Here is a 10,119-nt window from a genome sequence, read left to right on the forward strand (position 1 = left end):
AGACCACATCACGCATTGAACATGCGCCCGCCAGTGCTTGAAACCTTATTAGAGAAAACGAAAATTACTGGTACTGAAATTGGGGGCTAGACACTGACGCTCGGAGCCAGCGCAGACCGAATTGACTAATGTACCAGCGGAACCGATCGAGACCTCCACAATATCTCCGGCAGTGAGATAGCGTTTCGGATTGCGGCTTCCACCGGTCCCGTCCGGCGATCCGGTGGCAATGACATCGCCGGGCCGCAACGTGAACAGGTGTGACGCATAGGCGATCTGTTCGGCGATCGAGAAAACCATCTCGCGACCAAACGCCTGTTGCACGACCTCGCCATTCAACGCGACGGTCAGCTCCAGATCCTGCGGAGGCGGCAGCGCGTCGGCGGTTGTGATCCACGGCCCCCACGCACCCGAACGGGCAAAGTTCTTTCCTGCGTAAACAGAGTGTTTTTGCCAGTCGCGCACCGATCCATCATTAAATGCGGCATATCCCAGAACGTAGCCCATTGCGTCTTCGAACGGGACATGGCGCGCCGTGCGACCGATGACGACGGCGATCTCGCCTTCATAGTCAAAGCTGTTTGCCGCGGTGCCCGCCGGTCTTTCGAGCGCTTCACCATGCGCCAGCATCGCCTCGCGTTCTTTGCCAAAGAGGTTGATGTTGTCCGGATCCGGAGGGGTCACCCCATCGACCGGATAGGGTTTGCGATAGTTCATGCCAACGCAAATGATCTTGCGAGGGTTGGGGATGGGTGGAAGAAAGGTGATATCTGAGACTGGAACAGGGGCATTACTGGCACTTTCCTGTTGCAGCAGCGCCAGCGCATCGTCATCCAGCACGTTACGCAGTGTCGGGTATCTGGCTAGAAAATCCGCACATGCCGGGGTGACGGATGGGCCGGAAAACACACCATAAAGCGGCCTGTCGCCCAGAAGAAATGATCCGATATTCATGTCGGTGCCCCCGCAAATTGACTTTCACGCTGCCGCAGGATCGCCGTGAGTGTGTCGTTGTAAGGGGTTGGCACACCGACCTCGCGGCCCAGAAAGGGGACAATGCCGTTGATCGCATCCAGTTCCGACGCGCGCCCCGCCATGTGATCAAGCAGCATCGACGGGCGCGCCTTTGGCATCCCGATACCAAAGGCGGTGACATACGCCACAGGGTCATCGAACCCCAAAGGAATACCCTTGGCGCGGGAGATCACAAAAGCCTCGTTCATTGCGCCAAGCGCGATGACCCAGTGCTCGGGATTGGTCATCAGCTCGCCAACAGTTTCATTGAAAACCGTGCAAGGCCCGCTGAAGGTCACATTGCATAGGAACTTTTCCCAGATCAGTTGGGTGATGTTTTCAAATGCGCGGGCATCGAACCCAGCGTCCTGCCAGACCTTTTCCACCTCGATCAGACGCGGTGTGATACCACCACCCAACTCTCCGATACGGATCAGCTTCATGGCGTTGTGATGGGCGTGGCCCGGTCCTTTCATCGACGCACCAAACCCGTCGGCGACCCCCAGCAAAACATTGTCCGCTGCGATATGTTGCCTGATCCGGTCGCCAGATCCAAGCCCATTCTGGATGGTCAGGACCAGCGCGTCGGGACCAATCACTGGGGCGGCGGCCCGTGCGGCAGGCCCCACCCCCGACGCCTTGGTGGCAATCAGGCACAGATCACAGGGGCCGACATCTGTGACGTCGCTTGTCGCCCGGATCGACTTGACCACCCGGTCGCCACTGGCACCTTCCAGCCGCAGGCCTTGCGCGTTGATGGCATTGACATGTTCCGCCCAGGTATCGACGGCCCAGACCTCGTGCCCGGCATCGGCAAGCAAAGCGGCATAGACCGAGCCCATCGCACCGACGCCCATCACCAGAATTTTCATGATTGGCGCATCCTTTCCTGTGGTAGCCGGATATCGAAACGCGCCCGCAGGTCCCGATCCAATTCAGGAGAAATGTAGCTGGGGAAATGGTTTGCCAGCGTGGTTTCGGCGGTGCGGCGGGCTGCACTGTTGATGGTCGGCGTGCCGCTGGCAACCCACGCTTCTGGGGCTTGCCGATCCGCATGTGCGGGGTAAACGAAATCCGACTTCATCCTTGCGTAAGTCTCCGGATGGCCGAGAAAATGGCCCTCGCCGCGTACGGTCTGGGCAATCACGTCGACGGCGAGCGTCTGGTCATTGACCTCGATTGGTGAGGCGGCGCTGAGAATAGCACCCAGCATGTCATTGTCGATGACATAGGCCTCGAACGAAGTCGCCATCAACCCGGCCTGCGTCCCTGCGGCTTGGGTCACCAGATTTGCACCAGCCTGAACTGCCATGGTAACTGAGAGTGCCTTTTCATAGCCAGCCTGCCCATCGGCGATCTTGCTGTCGGTGGCCCCTGCAATTGTCGAGTTCGGTAGTTTGTAGTACTGTGCCATTTGTGTTGCTGCAGCCGTCAGAATGGCCTGTTCACCACTACCGCCCGCCATACCACCCGAGCGCAAATCGGTCACCATCGGGCGGGCGCCATAGATGGCCGTCACCTCTGGGTTTGCGATCCAGGCAAGAACCATACCCGCCAGTGTCTCGGCATTGGTCTGGGCCAGGCAACCGGCGATCGTGACCGGGCTCGATGCACCCATTTGTCCGAAAGTGTTGACCATGACCGGCAGGCCAAGACGGGCACCGGTCAGCAGGACGTCGCAGGCCTCCGGGTCGAACCGAAGGGGCGGCACCGCGTGGTTGATATTCAGCGACAGGAAGGGCCGTGCATAAAAGGCTTGAGCTGACCCTGCCAGAAGAAAACACATCTCGGCAATGGCGCGCACATGGGCGGCTTCGCTCGCCGAAGTCATGACGTGCTTGGAGGTGCCGGTCAGGGCGGCATAGGCGGTGTTGATATCCAGATCCCGAGCCGTCTCTATGTCACCAGCAATCATCGAACGCGAGAAAAACTTAACGTTATCAAGCGTGTCAACAAGGCGGGCCGCATCGTAGAGATCGGCCAGTGTCGCCGGGCGATATGATCCGTCCTGCAGGTCGACAACCATGGGCGACGCACCGCCCGACCCGGTGTGGACCCTCGCCGTGGTCATTTCGATGTCGTGGACCGGGTTCCGACCGCACAAGGTGAAATCACGGCGAAGCCCACAGAGCGCCTGATCGACGAGGGATTGCGGGAAAAGAAGCCGCCTGTCCTCTGTCACGCGCCCGCCTCGGGCGACCAACGCCTCGATCGTTGAAGGGGAGGCATCGCTAAGCCCGACCTGCTCAAGGATATCACGAGATGCGGCATCGATGCGGGTCATGTCGTCTGCGCTGAGCGGTCTCAGGTGCCCGGTCACGGGGGCACTCCGATGTGCCGCCGGTGCAGTATCGCTTTTCTGGCGTCGGCGTCGGCGTGGGGAGGTTTTGTTCATTTTCCCGATCTCTTTCAGCTCACCTGCAAACCTTGCAATGGTAAACTCTCTCGACAAGTAAATTGTCGGGGCGATATAGATAAAGAAAACAGTATCCATGGGGGTGGCCTTTGCAGCGAAGCGCCAGAAACTTGCCTTTGACGGCCTTGCGCACATTCGAAGTCGCGGCGCGCAGGCTCAGCTTCAAAGAGGCCGCGGACGAGCTTTGTGTCAGTGCCACAACTGTCAGCAACCAGATCAGGCAGCTTGAGGCGGACTGGAAATGCAAGCTGTTCATTCGCAAGACCCGAGCTGTGGTTCTTACCGATGAAGGCCGATCCCTCAGTCAGGTCGTGACCCGTGCCTTTGACGATATCAGGGCCGAGGTCGAGGTGCATATGAACCCCGGGCGCAAATCCGTCACGCTGGCTGTTGGCCCAATATTCGGGTCGCGGTGGCTAGTACCAAGATTAGAGCGCTTTCGACAAATGTACCCCAGGATCGACCTCGTCCTGCACGAAAGCCCAAGGATCACGGATGCGGCGATGATGACATCCCACCTTGCCGTCGATTGGGGCACCGGGGACTGGTCTGGGCTAAACAGTCAAAAACTGCTCGACATCACTTATGCGCCGGTTGTTCGGGCCGATCTGGCCGAAGCCTTAGGAGGTCTGACAACGCCCGCCGATCTTGCTCGGTTTCCTTTGATCCACCAGCGCGACAAATCGGAGTGGACGGCTTGGTTCAAACTGGCCGGTGTCGGCGAATTCGACCCGGTGGCTGAAACTAAGATCCGCGATTCCAACCTAGTGCTTCAGGCCGCCCTTGACGGTCAAGGGGTGGCGCTGGGGGTGTTCCCATTTGTGCGCGAGGATGTTGAGAGCCAGCGGTTGGAAAAACCCTTTGACATAGAGCTGATGCCTGAGCGATCATTCTTTTTGCTGAGCCGCCCCAGCAGCCCGAGAACGCGTGAAGTCTCGGTCGTTCAGGACTGGATTCTTGGCGAAGCCGCGAACTCATCCGAGCGCTAATAGCACCTCGGTTGCCCCTGTTGTCGTTCAACTGACGCAATAGGCACCTGCGCCGGGCGTTACGCTGAAAATCGCCAACGGGCGACCGTTTTCAAACACCACCGCCACGCCACCGTCGATCGCAAGGGTTGTTGGCATCTTTCCCGCCGCGACAGCCATTTGCAGTGCCGCACTATGGTCCGTTTCGGTCGAGTAATGCGGGCAGGCACCCATCGGAATCAGACCCAGACCGGAGATTGGACGCATCGGACCCTGGCCCGAGTTGAAAAGGAAAGCATCGAACCAGCAGACCGCCCCGGCGCTCACACCGGCAAGTGTCACGCCGGTCTGTCCAGGTTACAGTCTTTCGAAACAAAAGGCGGTCATTTTGATAAATCGCGGAAATCTCCGTCTCGATGCTGAATGACGTTGAACCCCTCGTCTTTTGTCGGTGGCACGAAGTGCTTTGCGAATTTGTGAAACTGCTCCTCGGTCACCGAAAATTCGTGTTCACCTTCGGCGTTCCGGGCGTGCAGGCGTTCAAGGCAGACGTCGTCGGGTGGATCAAGGACATGCATCTGGTGCGCGAAACCGCCTTGCTGAACGATGTTCCGCATCCATCGGCGTTGCGCAACAGTATTTGCCGGGAAGTCGAGCACGACCGAAATGCCAACACCCAAGAGTGCCGCGACATGCGGCGCCATGACCGTCGGAAACTTCGATGAATAGTGAAGGTAATCGGCGCCCGTCGACATCTGATCTGCAAACAATGCACCAAGCCATTTGTCTTCTGAGATCAATACAGTGTTCGGCGCTTGCGAGAGTTCAAAAGCGAGGGTGGACTTGCCAGATGCGATCTTGCCGCAAAACATGTAAAGGGTGGGTGAGTGTTCGGCCATGTCGGGTCTTCTTTCCCTTTTTTGTATTTGTCCTTCAGCCACTTTGAGGGACGGCCGCATCGCTCGAAGGCGACCGATCCGAAATCATGCAAGGCGCATCTGCACCCGTGTAAGCCAGACAAGCCCGAAGAGCATCAAGACGGCGCAAAGCGCACAGGCAATTGTTCGCACTGAATTCCAAGTGGTCCAGCGTGGCAGGTAAGTTCCAGTCCAGTAGTCCCTAGTTGCCTCGGAGGTCAGGTCCATGCCTGCAAGTGCTTCGTTCATGGGCACGTTGAAGAACACCGTGACAGCGAAGCAACCCAGAAGGTAGACAAGCGCGCCTGACAAGATCAGCAAGCCCGGACCACCAGCAAGATTGGTCGCGCTGTAGATCACAGTAAAGACCGATACAGCAGCCATCCCGAGGAAGAGCGCCATAAAGATCCACCGGAAGACTTCGCGGTTGATCACTTGCATCGCCTCGACGCCCCCTACGCCGCCCGTATGGGCCAGCGAGCGCATGATGAAGTCGGAAAATGCCAAGAACACACCGCCGACAAAGGCGTAGGCGACGATTGAGAGTTGTAGAAGAATGAAGACAATGGGTGACATGATGAATTTCTCCTTTTTTGGATAGGCAGCGGCGCTTTGAGAGGAATGCGCCGCTGCAGGAAGATCAGGACAGCGCGGGGACGTCAGTAAGGCCGGGCGTTGCGCGCAAGAAGCGTCGGCGGAAGACAATGATGCATAGGATCGCAATAGTTATTTCCAACACGAGCGCACCAATGATGCCGCCCGATGGCATGCCATCAACCGCTAAACCGATCAGACGTCCTGCCGGAAAGGCCAGAAAGACGATCAGTGCTGACGCGACGGCCAGCTGTGCCATGGCAGTGCGCCAGATGCCCGCAATCATGAGGACGCCCAGAGTGACGAGGCCAGCCGCTGGTGCGCGAAGTTCGCTAAGCAAACTGGCGTCATTGCCAAGTGTGATGCCATAGCTGGCATAGAACGCGTGCGGCGCGACCATGATGAACCCGCCGATGCCGACGGCGGTCAGGCCTGAGATACCGAGGGTAATTTTTTCAAGACGTGTCAGTGACATGGAATGTCCTTTCGCTGTGAGGCGGGGGTCACGCGGCGTTGTTCCAAACACCCCAAGAGGCAGCGGCGGTCGCGAATTCGGTAAAGTCGCGAGGCTTGCGGCCAAGGGCGCGTTCCACGCCGTCGCACGTATGTGCGTTGCGTCCATCAAGCGTTTCCCGCGCAATGGCCGTGAAGACATCCGCAACGAAGTCTCCGCCCGCTTGTGCCACGTTGGTGTGGAAATCCTCGAACGAGATGGGGATGTGTTGGATCGGTCGCCCAGTCGCGTTTGCAAGCACGTCGGCCATCTCAGCGAATGTCATCAAGCGCGGGCCAGTGACTTCATATAGCTCGCCCTCATGGCCCTCTTTCATCAGGGCAGCGACGGCTACATCTGCAATGTCATCGATATTGATGATCGGTTCGGCGATGTCACCGCCAGGCATGGGAAGCACACCTGCCAGGATCGGATCGCGCAGGTAGCCCTCGCTGAAGTTCTGCGCGAACCAGGCGGAGCGGACGATCGTGAACGGGATGCCCGAAGCGCGCACGACCTCTTCGCCGAGCCGCGCGTGATGTTCACCGCGACCTGACAGAAGAACGATATGCTTCAGGCCGCTGGCAGCAGCGACCTTGGTGAAGGCTTCAAGTTTCTCGACAGCACCCGGGAAGGCGAGATCGGGGAAGTAGGTCACGTAAGCTTTGGCGGCGCCGCTGAGCGCAGGGGCCCATGTGGCCGGATTTCCCCAGTCGAAAGGAGTTTCCGAGTTTCGCGATCCACGGCGCACGTCAGCACCCTTTTCTTCAAGTTTGGTAGCAACGCGTGAACCCGTTTTGCCAGTTGCGCCGACGACGAGGATAGGTTGGGTGGGCATTTTATTTCTCCTTGGTTGAACTCTGTGACCAAGGAATAGGCCTTGTTGGCGTCTGGAATATTGACCCAGAATGCCAAGGTTTTGACCGCACCTGCCAAAGAACGCGTCAATTGGCTGGTCCGTAGTTCTTTGGAGTATCTGACGGGGAACGTGTTCTGTGACATCGCATAGGATTGCTGATATTGTATTTCTATGAGCCGCATCTAATTAGCGAAACCCTTTTCACAATGGCCTATGTAACTTCCCTTTTCGCACGTAAGATGGTCGCCGCCGCCGGGTCCGCTATCGACTCCAAGACAACGCTTGCGTCAGCTGGAATTGACCATGACGCGCCCTGGGACCCGAAGGTCATGATCCCAGCGGTGACGTATTACGACATGCTCGAAGCTATGGCCAAAGAGGTCGATGTGACTGAGTTGCCCGTGCATGTGGGCGCGTCGATGAAATGCGATGAATACGGAGCCCTTGGCCTTGCGTGGAAAGCGGCACCTACGCTTTATGGGTCCTGCTCACGCATTCAGCGTTATGCGCGCCTTTGGACCGGTGTTGTATCCTACGAGCTGCGCCCGGACCCGCGCGGCACGCTCTTCATCCTGCATCGAGCGGGCGAGCGACGGTTAGGTTTGCGCCTGTCAAACGAGGCCACCTTGGCAAGCGGCGTATCTCTCAGCAGGCAGGTTTGCCCGGTGCCGTTTTCTCCGACCGAAGTGTTCCTTCAGCATCCCGCGCCAAAGTCCAAGGCGTTTCACGTAGACTGGTTTGGCTGCCCCGTCACCTTTGAAGCAGATCTCGATGCGGTTCTGATATCAAACGAAGCGATGGAGCGCCCAAATATCCTCGGAGACGAGGGAATATCGCGCTACCTTATTTCGGATCTGGAAACAGAGCTTTCTGAATTCAAGCCGGTGCCTCCGCTTGTAACCGAAACCAAGGGCGCGATCGCGCAAGCTTTGAATGAAGGCGCACCACTCATGACAGATATTGCAAGGCGTTTGGGATTGAGCGGCCGTTCCTTCCACCGACGTCTTTCCGAGCATGGCCTAAGCTTCCAGACGCTGACCGAGGAAACGCGGCGCGAGCTTGCCGAAGGTCTTTTGCGCGAAGAGGAGTATTCACTCGCGGACATCGCCTTTCTAACCGGGTTCTCCGAACAAAGCTCATTCACCCGCGCTTTCAAACGTTGGCTTGGACAAACACCCGCGAGCTATCGCAAGTCTTACAAGTAAAGACGGGCACGTCTCGTTGCGAACCAATTGTGCAGAAAATTCGCGAAAGCAGGCATCAGTTCGAAACGCAGTATCCGTTACTGAGGGCTCGACTACAGTCGTTCGCCGCGCATTCTCAAATGACTGCCATGCGGGACTTTGCTGCCGTTCCCTGATTTTCTCGGATGCACTCACTGAGTAATGTCTCTCTAGGATTTGAAGTGTTGGCACCAGTTGTCAAAGTGACAAATTATTGTGGTCGGCTTTCAGCAGATTAACGGTGCTCTTGCGACTGTGGATATTTCCAGTTCGTGCTCATCTATCCCCGCATCCTCGCGTAACCGCTCATTTAGGTGGTTCAGGTCAAGTTGCGGCTCAAAAAGCCGCATAAGAGCTTTCAGTGCTTTACGACCACGCGCAGAAAGGGTGAATTTACCCCGCACGTCAGGTGTTTCGACAGCCTCAAACTTGCGTTGATAAATGTTTTCCATGTCTGCCTCCAGTTTCAGTTCGAAGACAGACTGCATCTGCGCGGCCCAATGCTCAAACGCCGTTCCTTGACAACAATTGTTCCAAAAAGTCACAAAGGGGGATGCCTAGGTCTCTTCCTCCCTTAAACGCATTACGCGCCTTCGAGGCTGCAGGTCGGCTTGGCAGCTTTACAAAGGCGGCCAAAGAACTGAACGTGTCGCATTCCGCGATCTCTCGCCATGTGCGCGGGCTGGAGCAACGCCTCAACGTGCATCTCTTTCGCTCAGAGAATATAGGAGTGGCGCTGACTGATCAGGGCCATTCCTACCTTGCAGAAATCACCCCTGCCTTCGACCAGATTGCCCAAGCGACAGAGATGCTATCGGTCTCGCCAGAAGGCGCGGTTACGCTGACGACCGAAAGCACCATCGCCCAGAAGTGGCTGGTGCCTCGGCTCGCCAATCTCAAAAAACTCCACACCGATATTGATCTGAGGCTTTCCGTTGCGACACAGGTCATGGATATTGAAGCGCATGATTTTGACGTTGGGCTGCGTTACTTGCGGAGCGATCCGCCAGCAGGCTATGACCTGCTTTTCCCTTCGATCGTTCGGGCCTATGCGGCACCAGGCTTCGCGCCCATTAATAATGGGACTCTGGACCTTATGTCCCTTGCCAAGGGCCCATTAGTAGAAGAAGCAACATTTCGAATTTGGCCCGAATGGTTCAAAATGGCAGGACTTGAGGACGTCCCGGACCTCGATTTGCCCCACCCACTCAGCGCACTTCTCGCCATCCAATCCGCGGTCGCGGGACTAGGTGCTGTGCTTATGGATGAATGCCTCTGCGAGCCAGAGGTTCAATCGGGCGCACTCGTTGAACTCTCCGACGTCGAAATTCCATTTGGCGGTTACTATCTTGCGGTCAACAGCCGTGCTGGACGACGCAAAGCCGTTCGCGCAGTCCGTCAATGGCTTCTAGATGAACGCGCCAACTCCGAGGGGCGGGAAACTTAAAGGGTTCGTACGCCTACCTAGCTCAGCCTACCAATTTCCTGATCTGATCTGTGCTCTAACGCCGTTTTGATGGGCTGAATGTCGGCGGTGCGGGGGCGGTTTCAACGGGTGGTCGCAACACTTTAGTCTTTTTGGAAAGATGGAGTGTTAGAGATGAAATATCGGACGCGGACGTTTTACACGGACAA

General features: G+C 57.2%; 12 protein-coding genes. 3 read left to right on the forward strand and 9 right to left on the reverse strand.

Annotated elements, in window-relative coordinates:
• Window positions 1-48: 48 nt before the first annotated feature.
• From MWU63_RS20035 to MWU63_RS20045, 3 genes are read right to left on the reverse strand one after another with little or no spacing between them, the layout of a single operon-like run.
• Window positions 49-954 carry a fumarylacetoacetate hydrolase family protein gene (locus MWU63_RS20035; protein WP_213891462.1) on the reverse strand — a complete coding sequence of 302 codons (906 nt, stop codon included), beginning with the start codon at window positions 952-954 and terminating at the stop codon, window positions 49-51.
• Entirely contained in the window at window positions 951-1,886 is a 936-nt protein-coding gene (locus tag MWU63_RS20040) for a 2-dehydropantoate 2-reductase (protein WP_213891460.1), read from the reverse strand. Before MWU63_RS20040 ends, MWU63_RS20035 begins: the two co-directional genes overlap by 4 nt.
• Window positions 1,883-3,508: a trimethylamine methyltransferase family protein gene (locus tag MWU63_RS20045; protein ID WP_246531874.1), complete on the reverse strand. Its 1,626-nt coding sequence runs from the start codon at window positions 3,506-3,508 to the stop codon at window positions 1,883-1,885. The genes MWU63_RS20040 and MWU63_RS20045 overlap by 4 nt, the downstream gene beginning before the upstream one ends.
• 38 nt (window positions 3,509-3,546) lie before the next feature.
• Here MWU63_RS20045 and MWU63_RS20050 point away from each other — a divergent pair, with 38 nt between their 5' ends.
• On the forward strand, window positions 3,547-4,419 hold the full coding sequence (locus MWU63_RS20050; RefSeq protein WP_213891458.1) for a LysR substrate-binding domain-containing protein: 873 nt from the start codon (window positions 3,547-3,549) through the stop codon (window positions 4,417-4,419).
• A 27-nt stretch (window positions 4,420-4,446) separates the two neighbouring features.
• On the opposite strand, the gene MWU63_RS20055 is transcribed toward MWU63_RS20050, so the two are convergent.
• From MWU63_RS20055 to MWU63_RS20075, 5 genes are all read right to left on the reverse strand, one after another.
• Entirely contained in the window at window positions 4,447-4,740 is a 294-nt protein-coding gene (locus MWU63_RS20055; RefSeq protein WP_213891456.1) for a Type 1 glutamine amidotransferase-like domain-containing protein, read from the reverse strand.
• Between the two features lie 41 nt (window positions 4,741-4,781).
• Window positions 4,782-5,297: an ATP-binding protein gene (locus MWU63_RS20060; protein WP_247079744.1), complete on the reverse strand. Its 516-nt coding sequence runs from the start codon at window positions 5,295-5,297 to the stop codon at window positions 4,782-4,784.
• 84 nt (window positions 5,298-5,381) lie between these two features.
• On the reverse strand, window positions 5,382-5,891 hold the full coding sequence (locus tag MWU63_RS20065) for an anthrone oxygenase family protein (RefSeq protein ID WP_213891455.1): 510 nt from the start codon (window positions 5,889-5,891) through the stop codon (window positions 5,382-5,384).
• 64 nt (window positions 5,892-5,955) lie between these two features.
• On the reverse strand, window positions 5,956-6,384 hold the full coding sequence (locus MWU63_RS20070; protein ID WP_213891452.1) for a DUF4345 domain-containing protein: 429 nt from the start codon (window positions 6,382-6,384) through the stop codon (window positions 5,956-5,958).
• A gap of 28 nt (window positions 6,385-6,412) precedes the next feature.
• A complete protein-coding gene (locus MWU63_RS20075) occupies window positions 6,413-7,240 on the reverse strand; it encodes an NmrA family NAD(P)-binding protein (protein WP_213891450.1) in 828 nt (275 codons plus the stop codon).
• 227 nt (window positions 7,241-7,467) lie between these two features.
• On the opposite strand from MWU63_RS20075, the gene MWU63_RS20080 reads away from it, so the two are divergent.
• Window positions 7,468-8,466: an AraC family transcriptional regulator gene (locus MWU63_RS20080; RefSeq protein ID WP_213891448.1), complete on the forward strand. Its 999-nt coding sequence runs from the start codon at window positions 7,468-7,470 to the stop codon at window positions 8,464-8,466.
• A gap of 245 nt (window positions 8,467-8,711) precedes the next feature.
• On the opposite strand, the gene MWU63_RS20085 is transcribed toward MWU63_RS20080, so the two are convergent.
• Window positions 8,712-8,936, reverse strand: coding sequence for a hypothetical protein (locus MWU63_RS20085; protein ID WP_213891446.1), 225 nt, complete (start codon window positions 8,934-8,936; stop codon window positions 8,712-8,714).
• A 101-nt stretch (window positions 8,937-9,037) separates the two neighbouring features.
• On the opposite strand from MWU63_RS20085, the gene MWU63_RS20090 reads away from it, so the two are divergent.
• Window positions 9,038-9,931, forward strand: a complete 894-nt coding sequence (locus MWU63_RS20090) for a LysR substrate-binding domain-containing protein (RefSeq protein WP_213891445.1) — start codon at window positions 9,038-9,040, stop codon at window positions 9,929-9,931.
• Window positions 9,932-10,119 lie beyond the last annotated feature (188 nt).

Source organism: Pseudohalocynthiibacter sp. F2068 (assembly GCF_023015645.1).
Taxonomy (GTDB): domain Bacteria; phylum Pseudomonadota; class Alphaproteobacteria; order Rhodobacterales; family Rhodobacteraceae; genus Pseudohalocynthiibacter; species Pseudohalocynthiibacter aestuariivivens.